We start from the raw sequence: 20,901 nt of genomic DNA, 5'->3' as shown, positions 1-20,901 counted from the left end.
GAGGGAAGATTTTGATGGTAATTGCTAATGATTCATAAATTTCAGAAAAGAAAAATCTGGATTGTGCATTTCTATTTCATTTTCACTGGATTCGGCTTGAGCTTCCTGTGCATAAACGAACATTTTTTCTTCGTAATCCTGAATAGCTTCTTCAATGGTTTTAAATTGTTTGCTCATTAAATTTTGTGATAAATGTAAAACATCGACCAATCCGATATTTACACCTTGTCCGGCAAAAGGCGGCATCAGATGCGCTGCATCACCGATTAATGTGATAGGTAAAGGACGACTGGATTTCCAGGGCTTGTTTATGGGAAGTTTTCTTGTCGGTAACCCTACAAAAAAAGTTGTCGCCTGAAACAGTTTTTGATATATTTCATCCCAATCTGAAAGTCTTTGAGAAAGAAAATCAACAACTTCTTTTGTATTTTGGAAATCAAGTCCAATTCCATTTTCCCATTCTACTGGCATTTTGAAAATCAGACCGTACGTTAAAGTATCATTATTATAAGGATTTGCCACCAATAAATTACCATGACAAGAGCTCATTAGTCTTTTCCCATCGCATAATTGATAAAATTCCGGACAATTGATTTCCGGTTGAGGAACATCTCCCTGCAGAATGAAAGTTCCGGTATCTTCAACTTCAGTATCTGTAACATATTTTCTTGCTTTTGACATTCCTCCATTTGCAACGATAACAAAATCAGCTTTTTTCTCAAAGTTATTTTCAAATTGTAAGAGCCATTTTCCGTTGTTGTCTTCAAGATTGATCAATTTCCTGTCCCAAATTACGGTACTGTTTTTCAGACTTTCAAGCAAAATTTTTCTTAAATCATTACGGTTAATTTCAGGATTATCAAATTGATTTTCGGGAGTTATTTCTTGTGTAGCCAATATGTTTCCTTTTTTATCGGCAAAATTTACACCCATCGGAACTGACACTTCGTAATATTTTTCCAACAATCCGGCTTCTTTTAAAACTTTCTGCCCGGAAATTTTATGAAGATCGAGTGTACCGCCCCAAATTCTTGCATCAGGATTTTTATCTCTTTCATAAACAGTAACTTCTACTCCGTTTTGCTGTAATAATCTTGCCATTGTCAAACCAACCGGTCCGGCTCCGATAATTGCTGCTTTTTTATTTTTCAATAAATTGTTGTGCATTTTTACGATATTAATTTGACAACAAAATTCTGAAATGTTTTATTCTTAAGATTGTAGAAATGCGACAAAATCAATGTCGGGAATTTGTTCTGTCTTTGCTTTTTTTGCAAATTTTGCAGGTGTTGTTCCGCTGTATTTTTTAAATTCTTTACTTAAATGAGCCTGATCTGTATAGCCAGACTCAATTGCCAATTCTGCGAGATTAAAATCCGGATGCAGCCATAAAGTATTTCGAACCCGTTCAAAGCGCATTAATCCGGAAACGTCTTTCACGGTATGACCGGAAGATTGTTTGAATTTTCGTTCCAACGTACGAACCGTTGAATGAGCTGCATTTGCAATCTGATTGACGGGAATGCTTCCGTTAGCTTTTCTCATGGCTTTTCCTGCTTTAAATAATAAGCTATCGGCTGAAATTTTACTGTGTATATTCAAAAAATACTGTTTTACTAAACCAATTGCTTCTTCAATTTTATTATTTTCAATACAATTACTTAATAAAGGTTGAAGTTCTGCAATCGGATGTTCAAAAGTATGTACACCATTATTATTAGATGATAATCCGAGCAAATCGAAAACTGCCCAGGGAAAACATCTTACGGCAATGATTTCGAAACTTTTTTTAGTGTAAAAATGAACAGGCTGATTGAGTAAACCGACAAGAAAAGGCGAAGGCAGTTTCTGCAAAACTCCATTGCGAGATATACTGCAACCATTTCCAAAATGGAAAATAATTTCTGCATAACCATCTGGAATCACTTCAAAACCGGTTTCTGTTTCTCCAAAATCAGATTTATTATACCAAAAACATTTTATAGAATCGCACAGTTTTTCCGGCGGTTCAAATTCTTGATGGATAATGTTTTTTGGTTTCATATTACAAGTTCAATTCAATCAAATTTAATAATTAAATAAAAGGTTAAACAATTAATCAGAAATATTATTGTTGTAATTTTGTTATATAAGTTAATATATTCAAACGATTTCTAATGATGAATACTTTAAATACTGAAATTTCTACAAAAATTAAAGCTGTATTTTTCGATGTTGACGGTACATTAATCAGTTTTAAAACCAATAAAATTCCCGAATCTACCCAAGAAGCCATTAAAAAACTTCGCGAAAAAGGAATCAAAGTAATTGTAGCAACAGGTCGGTCAATTAATTCTCTTGATCATATTAAGCATATGACTTTCGACGGATTTATCACATTTAACGGCGGTTATTGTGTTTCAGCAGATGGAAAATTGATGTTTAAACAAACCATTAATTCCGAAGATATTCAAAGATTGGTTGATTATTCACAGGATTTTCCTTTAAGTTTTTCTTTGATGTATGAAGATAAAGTTGAAATCAATGATGCCACTCCGGAGGTTGTCGGAATGTATTCACATGTAAATCTTCCGGTTCCGCCAATCCACGATAAAGAAAATATTGATATTGAAAATGTACTTCAGGCAAATATTTTTCTCGGTCCGGATGAAGAAAAATCTTTTATGGAAAATGTAATGCCCAATTCTATTTCTTCAAGATGGACTCCCCTTTTTGCAGATGTGAATCCCGGAGGAATAAGCAAGCAAAATGGCGTTGAGAATTTCTGTAAATATTTTGGAATTGATGTTTCTGCAACAATGTCTTTTGGTGATGGTGGAAATGATATTTCTATGTTAAAATTTACAAAAATCGGCGTAGCAATGGGTAATGCCAATGATAATGTAAAAGAAATTGCAGATTTTGTAACCGAAGAAGTTGATAATCATGGAATTGAATTGGCTTTAGCTCATTTCGGAATTCTTTAGTTTTAAGCCTTTAAACAATAAAATTATTAATCATAATTGAATTTGTGGTATCTGTTTTTAAGAGATAATATATAAAAAGGCACAGTATGTGCATATATTAAATCAAATCACTTAAAAATATTTAGTCATGAGAAGTATATTATGGTTAGTCGCAGTCATTTGTATTGTAGTATGGCTTTTAGGAATGTTGGGCATCGTACCGGGAATGAGTACGGGATATTTAGTTCACGTATTGCTTGTAATTGCAATCATTGTAGTACTTTATAATCTTATATCAGGTCGAAAACCCTTAGATTAGATTAATGTAAAAAACTGAAGATAGAAAGCTGGAAATGGGAAGACATAAATTCTTAATTTCCAGCTTTTTTTATTGATTGTTCAGACCAAAAAAATCTCCTGCACTTTCTTACAGGAGACTCAATAATAAAAATTAGATTTAATTCAAACTCGTTTTTCTGAATTCTAAAGGTTTCATTCCGGTTTGTTTTTTGAAAAGACGCGTGAAATATGAAGAGTTCTCAAATCCCAGTTCATAAGCAATTTCCGTTACTCCTTTTTCTCCGATTCTCAATAAATTTTTAGCTTCGGAAATTAAAAATATATGGATAAGCTCTATTGCTGTTTTGCCTGATTCCTGTTTCAGTAAATCACTTAAATAGCGAGGTGAAATTGCCAGTTGTTCGGCAATATAAGCTACATTAGGAAGTCCTGTTTTTTCAAGATTACCTTCTTGGGTGTATTTTTTTAATATATCATTGAATTTTGAAGTAGTTTTACCCGATATCTGAGCACGGTCAATAAATTGTCTTTTATAAAAACGCTGAGAATACTGCAAAATTGATGAAATATGACTTAAAATAATTTCACGGCTGTATTCATCAGGATTATTGAAATATTCGTTCTGAATTTTTTCATGAAGCTCAAAAATAATCTGCTCTTCTTTTGGAGAAAGATGAATGGCTTCCGTTACTTCATAATCAAAAAATCCGTGCTGCTCGATGGATTTGAATAATTCATGACCATTCAGATAATCAGGATCAATCATAAGCATAAAACCATTTTCTTCAAACTCAAGATCCTTCATTTCAATCACTTGTCTTGGCTTTGTGAAAAACATACAGCCATTGTCATGATCGTAAGGTGTTTTTCCGTACATGAAAATTCCCGATTTTATCTTTTTAAAGGCGATAATATAACTGTTCGTGGTAAATTTTTGATTTCCCAAAGTACAGGTAGAAAGACAGCCGACCATTCCAAAAAGTGGATTCTGAGGCGCATCCCAAAGATTTCCTGCATGAAGTTCGGTAATGGTTTTATAATGTTTCATGAGAATTTTTTTATTTGAAGTTTCAAAATTACCGGATAATATTTACTTTAAGCTCAAAATGTTATGATTAAAATCTATATTAAAAATTAATGACCGTGAGCTGCGATACTTACATCTTTCCATTCTTCAATTTCTTTCAACCGGTTGGTATAAACATCGTTAATTGAGTGGTAAGCAATTTTTCCGAATAATAATCTTAATGGTGGATTTTCACTGTCAACAACCTGTAAGATAGGTTCTACCGTTGCTTTCGGGTCTCCCCAAATATCAGAATTGTCTGTTCCTTCTGCAAAACCTTCACGCACAGGGTTGTAATCTGCGATATCGGATGTGGTCTGTACTGCTGAACTTCCCGCCCATTCCGTAGAGAATCCGTTGGGCTCGATTAATGTGAATTTTATTCCTAAATGTGCCACTTCTGTTGCGATGGTTTCACTTAGACCTTCCACTGCGAATTTTGATGCATTATATAAGCCTAACATCGGAAGTGTTGTTAAGCCCAGGAAGCTTGAAACCTGAATGATATGCCCGCTTTTTTGAGCTCTCATCACTGGAAGTACGGCTTGCGTTACCCACAACAATCCAAAGAAGTTGGTTTCCATCTGAGCTCTGGCCTGTTCTTCTGTCGTTTCTTCAACCGTTCCGAAAAGTCCATAACCCGCATTATTAATAAGAATATCAATGCTTCCGAAGTGATTTTTTATATTCTCAACTGCATTTTTTACATCGTCTTTTTTAGTAACATCCAATTGAACCGGAAGAATATTGTCACCATATTTCTCTACAAGATCATCCAATGCTGAAATATTTCTTGCGGAAGCCGCTACTTTATCACCTCTTTTTAAAAAGGCTTCTGCCCATAATTTTCCGAAACCTCTTGATGCACCTGTAATAAAAACTGTTTTTGCCATAATTTTATTTTTTGTTAAATTTTTATTGATTTTGATATGACAAATGTATTTCGATAAGTGCCTAAAAGTTTAATCCATTTTCGCGAAATTTTAGCACAGAATTACGTTATGGTATTTTAAAATTATTCCTGTGCAAAATGCAAAAAGTCCGGAAAACTATTCCGGACTTTCTATTTTATGTTGGTTTTGGGTTATTTTTTTGCTGTTGTAGCTCCCAATTTAGACTTTACAGCTGGAGTAATATCTTCTCCGCCATCCATATAAGCGATGTTGTTATTTCCTTGTGAAGTAGATACATCAAACACATAAGCCAAACCTTTTTCTTTTGCAACAGCAGAAATAGTAGTTGCTACTTTTTGCTGAATAGGTGTGAATAATTCAGATTGTTTTTTAGAAACGTCCTGAGCAGCTTTTGTTCTTGCAGCCTCGATGTCTTTCCCTAAAGTCTGCAATTCTGTCTGTGCAGCTGTTAATTCTTTAATTACGGCTTCTTTATTAGCTTCACTAATTGTTTTTTCCTTATCCTGAGCAGCTTTTAACTTAGTCTGGTAAGTTGTAATCAACTTTTCAATTTCAGTTTGCTTAGTTTTTGTAAAAGTATCTAAAGATGCTTCTGCAGTTTTCGCTTCCGGAAGATTATTGAAAACGTCGTCAGAATTTACATGACCTATTTTCTGCTGTGCATTTACTAGGTTTGAAGCAAGGAAAAGCCCTGCAACTAAAGAAAATGTTGTAATTAACTTTTTCATCTTAATTATTTATTTTAAAATTTTTATCTGTTTTTAAAGTCAGCAAATATAATAAATATAACTAAGTGCATAGTTATATAATCAACGAAAAAGAAGCCCGGAAAGAATATCCGGACCTCACCTTGAAAGAATCTAATAAATCTATTGTAGAAAATATTGAAATATGAATTAAAAATTATATCGAATTCCCAGCTGTGCCTGGAATCTTGAAGCGAACTGATCGATCGTATAAGGCAACCCAGGAGTTGTAAAATTGTAAGTAGGATCTCCTGCAGAAGGCTGTCCTGCTGCGATATTTCCAACTTTTGTTAAACCTACACTCGCCGTAGAATTGAATGTATTTGGTACGAAATATACTTTACCCCAGTCTTTGTTTAATAAATTAGTCAAATTGATGATGCTTAATGATATCTGAATTGTATTTTTCGATTTTTCACTTAACCTTATTTCATCCATAATTCTAAAATCCGCCTGAATGTTCCAAGGAGTGAAATCTCCGTTTCTTTCTGTAAACTTCCCTCTTCTGCTGTTCAAAGATTCATTACTGTTGACAAATTTTTCATAATCTGCAACCTGTTGAGCCGTACTTACCAAAATATTTCCTGAACCGTCTTTTATAGGAGCAATGTATTTTGTAGCTTCTGCGGCGTCTTTAAAGATATAGGCTAAACCTGCAGCTTGTCCTGTATTAGCAATCGTGCTGTTCACAAATCCCCAAGAGAAAGGATTTCCTGACTGAGCATTAAAGTAAACATTCGCAGACAACCTGTTGGACTGAGAAAGTGGTAAAGAATATCCTACATTCGCAACTACTCTGTTTTTGATGGCAAAGTTTGAAGTTGTCAATTGTGGATTGTTCGGTGTTAAAGACTGGTTCATTTGCCAGTTACTTTCCATTGAGTTTCTGATACCGTTTGTGATGTCTTTTGCATCACCATAAGTATATGCTACGAAGAAATTTAACCCAAAATTATATGATTTTTGAAGTTGCGCTGTCAAGTTGTATCTGTATCCTTCTTTTGTGTTGGAAAGCATGTAAGCATTCGAGAAGTTACTGTTGATATTTGTCGTGTAAATCGGCATCTCGTGATTGGTATCATAGCTGAAATACGTCACATTATCCGTTTTATTAACCTGTTGAAATTTTAAATCATATAAAACTTTTGTATAAATTCCTTCCAAGGTCAATTTATATCCTGAAACCGTATAATCAAATGCTAATGAACTTCTCCATACTCTCGGCATTTTGAAATTATTATCAATTAAATCTACCTGTACTTTTGAAGAGTTCTGCCAATTCTTGAAATTTCCGCTTACCAAAGGATCTCCGTTTGTGGCTAATTGAGCCGCTGTTGGAGCATTGTAATCATAACTTCCGAAACCAACACCGTCGTTATAATATGCATAACCCAACCATGCAAAAGGTATTCTTCCTACAAAAATCCCAGATCCTCCTCTCATGACAAGAGATCTGTCTTGGGTAAGATCTAAGTTGAATCCTAATCTTGGAGAGACTGTTGGTTTATTAAGATAATCGTTTGTAAGCTGGTTTAAAGGTGTGTAAGTATAAGTATTTCCATAATTCGAATCTGCAGGAGAATTGTTTACAGCAGGGCTTAAAAGTGGTTTGTTGGGTAGATCAGTGTAATCAACTCTCACTCCCGGAGTTAATCTTAATCGTCCCCAATTGATCTCGTCCTGGAAATAAGCAGATAACAAATTAACTTTATACTGAGCATAAGGATTATTAAATATATCCTCCCTGCTTTCCCCATTAAAAGGATAAGTTCCTCGGATTCTTGCCGGATTTGAATTATAAAAATCGTTTAAGCTTTTATAAGAAATTCTTCCATTGAGAGCGTTTACGAAGCCATAATCGATATTGTAAAGTTCATTGTGCGTTCCTAATAAAAATGTGTGATGACCGGCTTTGTATGTTAGGTTATCTGTAATTTCAAAAGTTTTCTGTTTCATGTTGAAAACAGTGGCTTCCCTGTCGTTTCCTAATAAAATTGTTCCCCCGTTGTATGCAATTTCAACTTGCGGAAACATTGCATTTTGAGATGTAGGATCTCTGTAATCATGGATCGAAGAATATCCTAAAATTAAATTGTTATTCCATTTATCATTAAAACGGCTTTTTAATTCTAAAGTTGTTGTGGAAGCATTGTTTTTCTGAACAAAATCCATCCCTGAAAAACGGAAATTGGCACCATCTCTTTCAAGGTTTGAAGCTTGTGAGAATACCGTATTGTTTTTAATGGATAAAGTATGTTTATCATTAATTTTCCAGTCTAATTTGTTGAAAAGTTTCGCGCTTTCCGAGAAATTATTGTACTGATTGAAACTTCCGGCATCGAAACCATATTTGCTTCTGACAAAATCTGAAATTTGCTGAGCGACAGAACTGCTTACCAATGATCCCTGATCTCCTGCATTATAGAAAACCGGATCTGTTCTTTTCGTATATTCAAGGTTGGTAAATAAGAAAAGTTTGTCTTTCACGACAGGCAATCCTACTCTTCCACCGTAAATAAAATCTTCGAAAGAACTTGGCATTTTAGAATTATCACCTACTCTGTTATTCCCTGTGATAGAAGCATTTCTACCGTACATATACAAAGATCCCTCAGTATTATTACTTCCGCTTCTTGTAACGGCATTGATGCTTCCACCTAAGAAATTTCCTAATTTTACATCATAAGGAGCGATATAAACCTGCACATCCTGAATAGCATCCAGACTGATGGAATTCGAACGCGTACTGCTTCCCGGCATTCCTGAAGTTCCCGTTTGCCCGCCTAAAGATGGGCTGAATCCAATCGCATCATTGTTGATAGAACCGTCGATCGTAACGTTATTATATCTGAAATTTGTTCCGTTAAAAGAATTGTTTGCACTTTGAGGAACCAATTTTGTAACATCCTGAATTCCTCTGTTGATATTCGGAAGTCCTGAAATCTGTGCCTGACTGATTCCTACCCCGAATTTTGCAGCGGTTGTTCTCTTGGAAGTCAGTTTTACTTCATCAATCATCTTTTCTTTGTTTCCGACTTCTACTGTAGGAAGGTCATTATTTCCTAAAGAAAGCTGTACGTTGCTGTTGGAATATACAACATTTGAATCGTCCATTACCTCAATAGTGTAAGGTCCGCCCGGTTGTAGATTGTCTAAACTGAATTGTCCGTTTTTGTTACTTTTCGTTTCAAAACTACTGTTTGTGGGAACGTGAATTACTTTGATGGTCATTTCGGAATTTGTTCCTCTTAATCTTCCGAAAATTTTAGAGCTGGTTTCTTGCGAGAAGGCAAGACTGAAAGATAATAATGCTATAGCACAGATTATTTTTTTCATTTTTTTATACTTCAAAATTGTATGACAAAATTATTCCGAAGTGTATTCTCAGTGCGTTAACATACAGATAATATTACATGACAAAATATTTAACATTTCCTTAAAAAAAAATTAAAAGGATTTATTTGGATATGTTGTTTCTCTACTTTTTAAAGGGTAATTTTTGTTAAAATATCACTGTTAATCAATATTAGCGGCTTTAATTTTTATTTAAGTTTTTATTAATCTTAAGTTTTAAAAACGAGATAACAAAAAGCCTCTCAACTTGAGAGGCCTGAAATAATATCTAATTAATTTAATTGGGGACTTGTGCTTTTTCATAAATTAAACCTTCTGATCTTAGTTCTTTCCAGAAATCTACAGAGATTTTTTCATTTAAAGCTTTAACATTATCCTCAACTTGTTCAGGCTTGCTTGCTCCGGGAATTATGGCTGCAAATTCATCGGCTGCCAAAACAAACTGAAGAGCTGCATGAAGGATATTTGTATTGTATTTCTTTGCAATTTCATTGATTCTGTTACGCTTTTCTGTCATCCCTTTTGGAATTACATCAACATAATTAAATCGATCTCTTCCCGCAATAAAACCAGAATTGTATCCAGCGCCTGAAACTAATTTTACGCCTGCTTTTTTCACGGCAGGAAGTAATCTGTCAACCGCATCTTCATGTTCCAAAATAGAATATTGCGTTGCCGAAAGACAAATATCCGGGTCGGCAGAATCTAAACAATCTAAAATCGGTTCTATTTTGTTAACTCCCATTCCCAAGCTTTGATTACGCCTTGATCTCTCAATTCTGATAAAACTCTAAAAGCTCCTTCTCTGGCTTGTTTCAAGAAATAAGGATAACGGTCTCCAACCTGATCTTCCGACAGATCATGAACATAAACAATATCAATATGGTTCAGGCGGGATCTTTCCAAACTGTCTTCAATTGATCTTTTGATGGCATCTGCGGTATAATTGTGTTCAAAATCATAATTAAGAGGAGCTTTCCACATTGTTGGCGGAACCTCATTTTCAGGAACTTCTACAAATAACCGACCGACTTTTGTAGAAAATATGAATTCGTCTCTGTTTTGACCATGAAGAAAATTTCCGAATCTTCTTTCACTTTTCGTCAATCCGTACCAGGGAGAGGTATCGTAATATCTGATTCCCAAATCCCAGGCTTTTTGTAAAACTTCGTAAGATTCTCCATCAGTCAATTTTTCAAAAGCAGTTCCGATGGCTACTCCGCCCAATCCTAATCTGTGTTTTTCTGTTAAAATGTCTGGTTTCATATTTTTATATTTAAGATGTTGGTTTTTTATAAAGTACAAACATCGTGCAGGGAATCATAGTTTATCTTACATTTATTTCAAACAGATAATTAACATTACTTTTCTTCCTTTGGCTCTATTCTTGAAGCAATTTTATGACCACTTCAATACCTATGAAATATGAAAAAGCACATCGTTATTGTCGGCGGAGGTTTTGCCGGAATCAACCTGGTGAAATCTTTGGTAAACGACAAAAGATTCAGGATTACGCTGGTTGATAAGAATAATTACCACTTTTTCCCGCCGCTTATTTATCAGGTTGCAACGTCTTTTATTGAGGCCTCAAATATCAGTTACCCTTTTAGAAGACTGTTTTCGAATTATAAAAATGTGAATTTCCATATGGGAAGTTTAGTAAAAGTTAATCCTGAAAATAATTCTGTAGAAACAGATACGGGAACTCTTCAATATGATTATTTGGTTCTGGCATTGGGAACTGAGTCTAATTTTTTCGGAATGGAAAACGTCCAACGATGTTCACTTCCGATGAAAAACATTGAAGAAGCACTTTATTTAAGGAATTATATGCTACTGAATCTCGAAGAAGCGGCACGAAATAAAGATATAAAAGAAGCCCAAAAATTACAGAATATCGTTATTGCCGGCGGCGGACCAACCGGAGTGGAACTTGCAGGAATGATTGCTGAAATGGGAACCTATATTGCCGAAAAAGAATATCGCGAAATTAAGCTCTCACTTTCAAATATTTATTTAATTGATGCCTTACCTACCTTGCTTTCTCCGATGAGTAAACTGGCTCAGGAAGCCGCTTATAATAAACTTAAAACATTGGGCGTAAAAATTATTCTGAATGTTGCCGTAAAAGATTATGTTGATGGAAAAGTAATTTTAGCCGATGGAAAAACCATTGAAACAGAAACTCTGATCTGGACTTCCGGAGTTATCGGTCGTGAAGTTCCCGGAATTCCGGAAGAAAGTGTGGGAAAAGGCAGAAGGCTACTGGTGGATTCATATAATAAGGTTCAGGGGACGAAAAATATTTATGCTTTAGGTGATATTGCTTTACAGCTTACCGAAGAAAAATACCCGAAAGGTCATCCACAATTGGCACAGGTTGCGATTCAGCATGCGAAGAATTTAGGTGAAAATTTTAAAAGAATTGAAGACGAAAAAGTTTTAATTCCTTTTAAATATAATGATAAAGGAAGTATGGCAATTATTTCGAAATTCAATGCAGTTGTGGATCTTCCTAAGTTTTCATTTAAAGGTTTTTTGGCTTGGCTGACGTGGCTTTTTATCCATATTATTCCTTTGGTTGGGTTTAGAAGTAAAGTTCGTCTGGCGTTTACCTGGCTGAGATTATTTATTACTAATAATCCTTCGATACGACTTATTTTAAGACCGAAAAGAGGATGAACATGTATAATTTAATTAGTATTACTCCGCCAATTAAAATAGTCATCTTTATTTTTTAACACTTGGTAGAAAACCATTTGCTGCTTTGTGAATTTGTTCTCATTCTTCATACTTTAATACAATGTGAGATATTACCGTTGTAAACTTATTACCTTAAATATTATCACTTACAATTTTATTCCAGTACACTACATTTCTGCTCTAGTACACCGGATTCAGAATGTACCTTATGAGCCATAATAATTTTTATCTTCCTGATATATTTCATAAATTTACGAAGCGGTAACAATTCGGTTATAGCATAAAAATCTCCAAAAAAGTGAAAATTCATAACAAAAAAAAGTTTCTTAGCTTTCTGAAGTTTAAAAGAGACTTTCAAAAATATGGACTTGAAAAAGCGAGAAGTTACGAACTCATTCTTCATTGGCTGAATAACAGGCTCAGCAGAAATCAGTTTCTTGTATTATCCGGAATTATCGTTGGCTGTTCGGCAGGTTTGGCGGGGGTTATCCTGAAAACTTTAGTTCATAATATTCATCATTTCATCACAACTAAAGTTCATTTTGAATATCAGATCTTATTTTATATTATCTTTCCTTTTTTAGGAATTGTGTTGACAACAAGTATTGTTTTGACTATATTTAAAGGACAGGACAGAAAAGGGATCGGAGCGATTTTATACGAAATTGCCCAAAACTCAAGCATTGTTTCTTCGGTTAAAATGTATTCCCAGATCGTTCAAAGTGCAGTGACTGTCGGACTTGGAGGTTCCGCAGGTCTGGAAAGTCCGATTGCGGTAACAGGTGCAGCTATTGGTTCCAATTTCGCCCAAACTTACCGCTTAAGCTATAAAGAACGAACGCTTTTGTTGGCTGCAGGAGCAACTGCCGGAATTGCATCTGCTTTTAATGCACCGATTGCGGGAATTATGTTTGCTTTTGAAATTTTGTTAACAGGTGTTGTTTTCACAGATTTTATTCCTTTGGTTGTTGCAGCGGTTTGCGGAAGTTTATTATCGAGAATTTTACTTCAGGAAGATGTGCTTTTCAGGTTTTATGCGAGGGATGCTTTTAATTATAAAAATATTCCGTATTATTTGCTTTTAGGAATTGTAACGGGTTTATACGCGAGATATTTTTTAGTGATTTCTCAGAAAGTTGAGCATTTTATTAAAGGTTTAAAAATGTCGCGCTTGCGAAAAGCGATGTTTGGCGGAGCGGTACTGTCATTACTCTGCGTTCTTTTCCCGCCTTTGTTTGGAGAAGGTTATGATACCGTAAAAGCTTTCACAAACGGAAATACTCACAATATTATAGAGAATAGCTTTTTCAGATATTTTGAAATTAAAAATTTTACGATTATTATTTTCTTAATTCTTGTTCTTCTGTTGAAAGCATTTGCAACATCTTTTACAATTTTCAGTGGAGGAAACGGAGGTAATTTTGCACCTTCACTTTTTGCGGGCGGAACGGTTGGATATTTATTTGCGATTGTTTGCCAGCAGATTGGCTTCACGGAAGTTCCGGTCACCAATTTGGTTTTAGTAGGAATGGCAGGTGCGATGAGCGGTGTAATGTATGCCCCGTTGACAGCCATTTTCCTGATCGCAGAATCAAGTTTTGGGTATGATCTTTTTATCCCTTTGATGATCGTTTCAATCATGTCTTATCTGATTGCAAAATGGTTCTCCCCTATTTCCCCGGAATTAAAATTTTTAGCCGATGAAGGAAAGATCTTCACCAATAAGCATGATAAAAATTTATTATCTTCATTAAAAACAGAAGATTTCATTGACAGATATTCTCAGGCTGTTAACGAAAATGCCCCTGTTACAGAATTGTTTGAATTGGTGAAGAACGGCGACAAGAATATTTTTGCTGTTCTTGACGGTCAGAAAACATTAAGAGGAATTCTGACATTGGATGATATTAGACCATATTTATTTACGACTGAAGAAGTTTCTGTTACAATTATTCAGATGATGAAAACGCCGCCTGCAATTGTTCATCCTGATAATCAACCCTTAGAAATTCTCCAGATTTTCGATGATACCGGAGTCTGGAATTTACCTGTTGTTGATGATAATAATAAATTCATCGGATTTATTTCAAAATCTACAATCTTAATGAGTTACAGGCAGTTATTAAAAGAATATTCGGAATAATTTTAATAAAAATAAAAAAGCCGTTCAATATAATATTTGAACGGCTTTTTATAGAAGAAAAAATTTAGTCTGAATTAATTGCTTGCTGTATTCAACAGTTCAACGTCTTCGTTGCTCAGCTGTAATTTTGGGGCTGCAAATAATGTTTCAAGCTGAGATTCGCTTGTTGCGCTTACAATCGGAGCTGTAATCAACGGATTCGCCAATAACCAGGCCAATGCAACAGTCGCCGGTTTTGAATCATATTTTTTACTGATCTGATCTAATGCTTTTAAAACTTCCAACCCTTTCGGATTCAAATATTTTCTCGCACCTTCTCCCCTTTGACTTTTCGACAAATCTGCTTCATCACGGTATTTTCCGGTTAAAAATCCTGCCGCCAAAGACCAATATGGAAATACACTTAAATCGAATTCTTCAACCAAAGGAGCATAGTTTTTCTCAAAACCATCTCTTTCCATTAGATTATAATGAGGCTGAAGCGCAACATATTTAGGGAAATTATTCTTTTCGGCAACTTCAAAAGATTCTTTCAACCTTTCAGGAGATAAATTGGAAGCAGCAATATAACGCACTTTTCCGGCTTTTACGATTTCATCATAAGCTGATAAAGTCTCTTCAACAGGTGTTTTATTATCATCAAAATGAGTATAATACAAATCGATATGATCTGTCTGAAGTCTTTGCAGAGATTCATCAACAGATTTTAAAATATGCTTTTTGCTGATATCGTAACCGTGTTCTTTTGTTTCTGATCCTACTTTTGTAGCGATTACCAGATCGTTTCTGTTTCCACGGCTTTTCATCCATTTTCCGATGATTTCCTCAGATTGACCGCCTTTTCCGTTCACCCACCAAGAATAGGTGTCAGCTGTGTCTATAAAATTGAAACCTCCTTCTGCAAATTTATCTAATATATCAAATGACTGTTTTTCATCCAGCGTCCATCCGAAGACGTTTCCTCCAAAATTGATCGGTGCAATTGACAGATCGGTATTTTTAATTTTTCTTTTTTCCATAGAGCTATTTTACGATTAAAGAATGATTTTTGACGGGATTAAAGGTAGGAAATTTAACTTCGCTTAATGGTTTAATCTTTCTATGAAATCCATTTCTTTTCTCAATGAAAAAGACCAGCTTTTTGGCTGGTCTTTATATTTTATAAGTTGAAATTTCGTTAAATTTCGCCCATTACATACATGTTTTCCATGGTAGGAGTCGGACTTCCGCCCTGCTTCTCAAGAGTGATCGCGAAAGCCTGAGCTTTTGGAATGTTTGCAAGAGCTATTTTACTGTCTTTTTCTTTGGTGTACATCCCTGCACTCACCGGTTTTCCGTCGGCGATTGCCCAAAGCTGATATTGCATTCCTTCCGGTGCTTTTGGAAGGTTTTCACCATTCAGATAGACTTGTTTTGTTTTTTTGTCCCAGAAAACCATAGCTTTAGAATCCAAGTGTTTCTCAACACCTTTCAGCATCACCATTTGCATATCAGGATTGGAAATCATTTCCATTTTCTGATTCATTTTTTGCATCGCCAAATCCTGAGATTGCTTCTCAGTCTGCATTTTTGCAATCTTTTCTTTTGTTTCAGACCGATCGTTCATCCAGAAAAGATTTCCCGCAACGCTTACTAAAAATAAGACTGAAGCTGCGATAGCATATACTTTCCAATTGCTGTTTCCCTGAATTTTAATTTCTTCCTGAGGTTTTGCTGCAGGAATATCCGTAGAAACGGCAGTCTTTATTTCTTCAACAGTCTCCTCCTGTTGAATTTTACTCCAAATCTTTGATTTTAAATCGATTGGAGGTGTCACAGCCTGAGCTGTAGCCAGATCTTCCAAAGTTTTTTGTGCTTCTTCGAAAGCAGCCTTTACTTCAGTATTGTTTTTCATCACACACTCCAAAATCCCTGCTTCATCGGGTGAAGCAAGACCTAGAATATAAGATTCTATAATTCCGGATGATATGTATTCTTTAGTGTTCAATTTATTGATAATCTTTAAGCAAATCTTTTAATTTTAACAGCGCATTTCGCATTTTGGTTTTTACCGTTCCAAGCGGTATTTTCAATTTTTCGGATATTTCGTTTTGGGTATATCCTTGATAGTACGCGAGATCGATAAGTTCCTGTTTGTCAACTTCCAGATTTTCCAGGACCTTGTTAAATCCGATATAATCAGATGAATTATTGGTCGTTGAAAGTTCTGCAGAATTATATACGAAATCGGGAATCGATTGGTTTTTTAATTGGTTTTGGAAACCCTTCGATTTTAAATAATCTATTGCTGTATTTCTTGCAATATTGATCATCCAGGTATAAAATCTTCCTTTTGATGAGTCGTACTGGTTGATAGAAGTCCAGATTTTGACGAAGACATCCTGAATAATTTCTTCAGTATATTCTTTAGACTGAACAATTCGCAGAACTACTCCATATAATGCACCGGAATAGTGATCATACAAATGATGAAAACCAGCTTCGTTTTTTTGCTGTAATAAAACGATTAATTGCTCTTCCGAATACTTTGTTTTAATAATGAATTATTTTTCTCTCCAAATATATGAATTAAAATTTATTATAAACAATATTTAATAATTCTTTTAAATCATCATCAATTTAGCATTTATATTAAGGAATTGTTAACGATAATAAAATTTTATATGTTAAAATTGAAAATTAATAGACTGTTTTTCAATTGATTGTGATTTTTATCAAAATTTTTAAATCTAAAACAAAACCACTCTCGTAAATGAGTTCAGAACACAATTCAAATACATATTTAACTTAAAAAATCAAAAAAAATGAACACAAAATCAAAAATTGCAGTTTTAGGAATGATAGCTTTATCATTTGCTTTCAGTGGAAACGTAGCTGCACAGATGACGAAAGAAAAAACAGTAATGGTAGGCGGCGCGCCGATGTATCCATCTAAAAATATTATCGAAAATGCAGTAAATTCTAAAGATCACAAAACTTTAGTAGCCGCTGTAAAAGCCGCAGGGTTGGTAGAAACTTTACAGGGAGCAGGCCCTTTCACAGTATTGGCTCCTACAGATGCAGCCTTCGCAAAACTTCCTAAAGGAACAGTTGAAAGCTTAGTAAAACCTGAAAACAAGGCTATGCTGACTAAAATTTTAACTTATCACGTTCTTGCCGGAAAATACAACGCAAAACAAATCTGGGCAGCTGTAAAAGCAGGAAACGGAAAAGCAATGATGAAAACAGTAGAAGGTGAAGAACTTACTTTCTGGACTAAAGGAAAAGATCTTTATGTAAGAGACGCAAAAGGAAATGATGCAAAAGTTACGATTGCTGATGTAAATCAGTCAAACGGAGTAATTCATGTGATTGATACGGTGTTGATGCCGTAATGGTTTTATAGTTTTTGAACAGCATAAGTTTTTTATGCTGTTTTTTTTCTCCTCTTATTTTCCCAAATAAAAATATAAACCTCAAACAAAATAATATTATGAAAAAAACTATTAATGTTTCTAACCAGGGAGCTACTCTGGATACAGGCAGAAGAAATTTTTTGAAACTGGGCGGTGTAGGATTGGCAATGGCCGGACTTACATTGATCGGTTGTGATGATGATAATTTCGATTTCGTAAACAATCCTAATGTTTTTGACCTTGGAATGGGTGATGTCGGAGTTTTGAACTATGCATATGCATTGGAACAGTTGGAAGCGGATTTTTATACTAAAGTTGTCAATAATTTTTACTCCGGAATTTCGACTATTGAAAAAGAGCTGTTTACAGACCTTTATCATCATGAGGTAATTCACAGAGATTTTTTCAAGGCAGCAATCAGCGGTGCAACTACCAATGTTTTACCGACCCTTGAATTTCAATATCCGAATGTGAATTTTAATGACAGAAACTCTGTCCTTGCGACAGCAAAAGCTTTGGAAGACACAGGAGTTGCAGCCTATAACGGTGCAGGAAAGTACATTACAAATCCGGCTTATCTGGTACTTGCAGGAAAAATTGTTTCTGTGGAAGCAAGACATGCTTCAGCGATCAGAAATTTAATTAATCCCGGAACAGCAGCATTTTCAGGAGATGATGTAATTGATGCGAACGGATTAGACCTTGCAAAAGAGCCTAAAGATATTGTAATGGCAGCCGGAGGATTTATAAAAACTCCTTTCACTTGGAAAGAACAAGGTATTGCTTAATCATTAATCTCAAAAAATTACCATTATGAACATTTTAAAGTTACTAGATAAGCTTTCTGACGATAAATTTTTTACAACAGAAACTTCAAGATTAGAAACTCTTACCAATATTTCAGCATTTGGAAAAAAAGCGGCGGTTGCAGCAATTCCATTAGGTTTGGGAGCATTGATGACAACTCCTGCAAAAGCAGAAACAGTAGATGCTGCGAAAGGAGGACCATTATTTAAAACGGTTTTAACTGATGCTTTACAGCTTGCATTGGTTCTGGAATATTTGGAAAACGAATATTATGCAACGGGCTTAGGATCAGGAACACTAATACCAACGGCAGACAGACCTGTTTTTATGCAGATAGCAAAACATGAATCTGCCCACGTTAATTTCTTAAAAAGTACATTGACTTCTTTAGGAGTAACTCCGGGAGCGAAACCAAATTTCGACTTTACCGCAGGAGGAAGTTTTGCACCTTTTAGCGATTACAATCAATTTTTAATTCTTGCTCAGGCTTTTGAAGATACCGGAGTAAGAGCTTACAAAGGACAGGCAGGAAATGTAATGTCTAATAAAGCGGTTTTACAGGCGGCTTTACAAATTCACTCTGTGGAAGCGAGACATGCATCTCAGGTAAGAAGAATGAGAGCCAACAAAGGCTGGATAGAATTGGCAAATGGCGGAAATATGCCTGCTGCAACCAATCCTGTTTATGCCGGAGAAGATAATATAAATCAGGCAGGTTTTAATACCAGTACTGCGTTTGGAGCTGCGGCTGGTTCTGCAGCTTACGACGAAATTTTAAGTGGAAGTGATGCACAGGCAATTGCATCTTTGTTTATTGTCTGAGTTCCTTATTATAGCTGTTGATCCCTTTCCGATTTTTCAGAAAGGGATTTTTATATAAATTCTAATATAAATTTTTTTTAACTGAATGCGAAACGGATCAGCTTATTCACCATTTACTTCTTCTTATTTTTTTAACCAGGACTGATTGTCTTTATTTTCAGAACGTTTTTTTCCGTTTTGAAGATTGTAAGCAAATCCAACACCTAAAGTCTGTTTCAACTGTGTTTTCCTGATTTGGTTGTGATCGTACAATAAATCTAAAGTGATATTGGTGGAAATAAACTTATTAATTTTCATATTCAGAATTCCGCTGTAGGCAAGAACTAGTCTTTCAGGATGGTCGAGATAATTGGAGAAAACAGAACCTGTATTTGTTAATGTAATATTATCCATAATTTTCAGTTTATAAATCGCTGTTCCCAGAAAACCGAACTGGAAAAGTGAAGAATCTCCGTCATTTTTCAAGCCGTAAGTTCCCGCATACTGAAGATCATCATCCAATACGAAAGTCCATCTGGCGTTGGCAGGACGTAAAGTAACAGTAAGGTTATCATTTGGACGATAAGTAACTCCTGCTCCAACGTTTACATAACCCGGTGCCATAAAATTTGAAATTTTCGCGGCTTCCGGATTATTCCCATCTTCATAACCAGCTGCAAATTGTGTCTGGATACTTGCTCCCATAGAAATGTACCAGTTCTTCGCAAATTCTCTACCGTAATTCGTAGAAAGGTTGATCACATCCTGAGTTTTTCTGGTTCCTACTCCTTTCGTGTTATTTTGTCCGTATCCCAAGATGATGACGTTTTCCCACAAGTCTTTTCCTTTTTCGTATGTAAGATTGTAATTTACTCCGGCAAGCCAACCTACATTGTTGGCTCCACCACCCACCCAGTTTGAAAAGGCAGCCTGATTAAGCATTAAGGTATTCTGCCCTTGAATACTCCATGCTTTTACGGTATCAGCGACCGGAGCGTCTGTTTTTGTGTCTTGTGAAAACGCAAAAATTCCCATAGAAAGGGAAATAGATAACAAAAGTTTTTTCATAAATAATAAATGTTTGGTGCAAAAATATAAATAAAGTTTTTGTTAAAAAATATTAAATAAACTTAAATCAAATTAAAATTAAGTTTTTTTATTATTAAAAACATAATTTTTAATTGAAATTTATATTAAACTGAAAATGATAAACTAAAAAAGATATTTTTCTGAAGGAGATATACAGTAAACCCTTCAAAAAGAAGGGTTTTGTACATTTTAAAATATGAAATGTGAATTATTGTGTTATTTTCAAATTTACTGGGCTTTGCATAATTTTTTTATGATCAGAATCATATAATTTGTTATAAATTTTAATTATATTTAATTAAGTGATATTCAGGATTAAATGAAGTCTTTAAGGAATAATTATGGTTTAATATTTGATGATTTTACTAATTATGGAAGCAAAAAAATATTTGTCTCAAATTCTGAGATTAAAAAGTGGAAGCCAGGAAACTTCCAAGGGAATTAAAAATACCGCAACAGTCTTTGCAGTAGGTATTTTGGCATTATTTGCATTTGGAGTTTTCACCACTTCACAAAGACTAAATGCAGGATAAGGTTATTAAAATATAATAGATTTTATAAATATCTGCTGTGCTATGCTCTGCATAATAAATATTTTTACTATATTTGTGAATCGAAATAATTTTTTTTCATCATTT

21 protein-coding genes are annotated in these 20,901 nt (G+C 34.7%); 9 read left to right on the top strand and 12 right to left on the bottom strand.

Going from position 1 to position 20,901, the window contains the following annotated elements:
- Positions 1–24: 24 nt before the first annotated feature.
- Together ABD745_RS19965 and ABD745_RS19960 are read right to left on the bottom strand one after the other, a co-directional pair.
- Positions 25–1,167: an FAD-dependent oxidoreductase gene (locus ABD745_RS19965; protein WP_344834342.1), complete on the bottom strand. Its 1,143-nt coding sequence runs from the start codon at positions 1,165–1,167 to the stop codon at positions 25–27.
- A gap of 45 nt (positions 1,168–1,212) precedes the next feature.
- A complete protein-coding gene (locus tag ABD745_RS19960) occupies positions 1,213–2,043 on the bottom strand; it encodes a helix-turn-helix domain-containing protein (protein WP_344834339.1) in 831 nt (276 codons plus the stop codon).
- 113 nt (positions 2,044–2,156) lie between these two features.
- On the opposite strand from ABD745_RS19960, the gene ABD745_RS19955 reads away from it, so the two are divergent.
- Complete coding sequence (locus ABD745_RS19955) at positions 2,157–2,966, top strand: Cof-type HAD-IIB family hydrolase (protein ID WP_344834337.1); 810 nt, start codon at positions 2,157–2,159, stop codon at positions 2,964–2,966.
- A 127-nt stretch (positions 2,967–3,093) separates the two neighbouring features.
- Complete coding sequence (locus tag ABD745_RS19950; protein ID WP_156062621.1) at positions 3,094–3,264, top strand: lmo0937 family membrane protein; 171 nt, start codon at positions 3,094–3,096, stop codon at positions 3,262–3,264.
- 138 nt (positions 3,265–3,402) lie between these two features.
- On the opposite strand, the gene ABD745_RS19945 is transcribed toward ABD745_RS19950, so the two are convergent.
- The 6 genes from ABD745_RS19945 to ABD745_RS19920 all read right to left on the bottom strand — a co-directional run bounded on the left by ABD745_RS19945 (position 3,403) and on the right by ABD745_RS19920 (position 10,591).
- Complete coding sequence (locus tag ABD745_RS19945) at positions 3,403–4,293, bottom strand: helix-turn-helix domain-containing protein (RefSeq protein ID WP_344834331.1); 891 nt, start codon at positions 4,291–4,293, stop codon at positions 3,403–3,405.
- An 86-nt stretch (positions 4,294–4,379) separates the two neighbouring features.
- Complete coding sequence (locus ABD745_RS19940) at positions 4,380–5,204, bottom strand: oxidoreductase (RefSeq protein WP_047401966.1); 825 nt, start codon at positions 5,202–5,204, stop codon at positions 4,380–4,382.
- 191 nt (positions 5,205–5,395) lie between these two features.
- Positions 5,396–5,953, bottom strand: coding sequence for an OmpH family outer membrane protein (locus ABD745_RS19935; protein ID WP_047401967.1), 558 nt, complete (start codon positions 5,951–5,953; stop codon positions 5,396–5,398).
- Positions 5,954–6,121: 168 nt separating this feature from the next.
- Positions 6,122–9,307, bottom strand: a complete 3,186-nt coding sequence (locus ABD745_RS19930) for a TonB-dependent receptor (protein ID WP_344834326.1) — start codon at positions 9,305–9,307, stop codon at positions 6,122–6,124.
- Between the two features lie 295 nt (positions 9,308–9,602).
- The gene (locus ABD745_RS19925; protein ID WP_344834324.1) at positions 9,603–10,070 is read right to left on the bottom strand and encodes an aldo/keto reductase; all 468 of its coding nucleotides are present in this window, start codon (positions 10,068–10,070) and stop codon (positions 9,603–9,605) included.
- Positions 10,052–10,591 carry an aldo/keto reductase gene (locus tag ABD745_RS19920; RefSeq protein ID WP_344834321.1) on the bottom strand — a complete coding sequence of 180 codons (540 nt, stop codon included), beginning with the start codon at positions 10,589–10,591 and terminating at the stop codon, positions 10,052–10,054. The genes ABD745_RS19925 and ABD745_RS19920 overlap by 19 nt, the downstream gene beginning before the upstream one ends.
- Here ABD745_RS19920 and ABD745_RS21640 point away from each other — a divergent pair.
- The 3 genes from ABD745_RS21640 to ABD745_RS19910 all read left to right on the top strand — a co-directional run bounded on the left by ABD745_RS21640 (position 10,536) and on the right by ABD745_RS19910 (position 14,171).
- Positions 10,536–10,754 (top strand): phospholipid carrier-dependent glycosyltransferase, encoded by a 219-nt coding sequence (locus ABD745_RS21640; RefSeq protein WP_425549814.1) that lies wholly within the window; start codon positions 10,536–10,538, stop codon positions 10,752–10,754. The two genes, ABD745_RS19920 and ABD745_RS21640, sit on opposite strands and share 56 nt — an antisense overlap.
- A complete protein-coding gene (locus ABD745_RS19915; protein WP_344834317.1) occupies positions 10,751–12,007 on the top strand; it encodes an NAD(P)/FAD-dependent oxidoreductase in 1,257 nt (418 codons plus the stop codon). Before ABD745_RS21640 ends, ABD745_RS19915 begins: the two co-directional genes overlap by 4 nt.
- 319 nt (positions 12,008–12,326) lie before the next feature.
- Complete coding sequence (locus ABD745_RS19910) at positions 12,327–14,171, top strand: chloride channel protein (protein WP_344834314.1); 1,845 nt, start codon at positions 12,327–12,329, stop codon at positions 14,169–14,171.
- A 74-nt stretch (positions 14,172–14,245) separates the two neighbouring features.
- Here the strand turns inward: ABD745_RS19910 and ABD745_RS19905 are convergent, their stop codons facing one another.
- The 3 genes from ABD745_RS19905 to ABD745_RS19895 all read right to left on the bottom strand — a co-directional run bounded on the left by ABD745_RS19905 (position 14,246) and on the right by ABD745_RS19895 (position 16,636).
- Complete coding sequence (locus ABD745_RS19905; RefSeq protein WP_344834312.1) at positions 14,246–15,190, bottom strand: aldo/keto reductase; 945 nt, start codon at positions 15,188–15,190, stop codon at positions 14,246–14,248.
- A gap of 158 nt (positions 15,191–15,348) precedes the next feature.
- Positions 15,349–16,158, bottom strand: coding sequence for an anti-sigma factor (locus ABD745_RS19900; RefSeq protein WP_344834310.1), 810 nt, complete (start codon positions 16,156–16,158; stop codon positions 15,349–15,351).
- A gap of 1 nt (position 16,159) precedes the next feature.
- Positions 16,160–16,636 (bottom strand): RNA polymerase sigma factor, encoded by a 477-nt coding sequence (locus ABD745_RS19895; RefSeq protein WP_344834308.1) that lies wholly within the window; start codon positions 16,634–16,636, stop codon positions 16,160–16,162.
- A gap of 339 nt (positions 16,637–16,975) precedes the next feature.
- Between ABD745_RS19895 and ABD745_RS19890 the strand changes: the two genes are divergently transcribed.
- The 3 genes from ABD745_RS19890 (at position 16,976) to ABD745_RS19880 (ending at position 19,195) form a co-directional block, all read left to right on the top strand.
- Positions 16,976–17,545, top strand: coding sequence for a fasciclin domain-containing protein (locus tag ABD745_RS19890; RefSeq protein ID WP_344834306.1), 570 nt, complete (start codon positions 16,976–16,978; stop codon positions 17,543–17,545).
- 98 nt (positions 17,546–17,643) lie between these two features.
- Positions 17,644–18,354 (top strand): ferritin-like domain-containing protein, encoded by a 711-nt coding sequence (locus tag ABD745_RS19885; protein WP_047401976.1) that lies wholly within the window; start codon positions 17,644–17,646, stop codon positions 18,352–18,354.
- A 25-nt stretch (positions 18,355–18,379) separates the two neighbouring features.
- The gene (locus tag ABD745_RS19880) at positions 18,380–19,195 is read left to right on the top strand and encodes a ferritin-like domain-containing protein (RefSeq protein ID WP_344834303.1); all 816 of its coding nucleotides are present in this window, start codon (positions 18,380–18,382) and stop codon (positions 19,193–19,195) included.
- A 123-nt stretch (positions 19,196–19,318) separates the two neighbouring features.
- On the opposite strand, the gene ABD745_RS19875 is transcribed toward ABD745_RS19880, so the two are convergent.
- Entirely contained in the window at positions 19,319–20,242 is a 924-nt protein-coding gene (locus ABD745_RS19875; protein WP_344834301.1) for a DUF3078 domain-containing protein, read from the bottom strand.
- Between the two features lie 377 nt (positions 20,243–20,619).
- Here ABD745_RS19875 and ABD745_RS19870 point away from each other — a divergent pair, with 377 nt between their 5' ends.
- Positions 20,620–20,796, top strand: a complete 177-nt coding sequence (locus ABD745_RS19870) for a hypothetical protein (protein ID WP_344834298.1) — start codon at positions 20,620–20,622, stop codon at positions 20,794–20,796.
- Positions 20,797–20,901 lie beyond the last annotated feature (105 nt).

It is taken from the genome of Chryseobacterium ginsenosidimutans (genome assembly GCF_039536845.1).
In the GTDB taxonomy this organism is placed as follows: domain Bacteria; phylum Bacteroidota; class Bacteroidia; order Flavobacteriales; family Weeksellaceae; genus Chryseobacterium; species Chryseobacterium ginsenosidimutans_B.
This window is presented reverse-complemented; position numbering and strand designations above follow the sequence as displayed.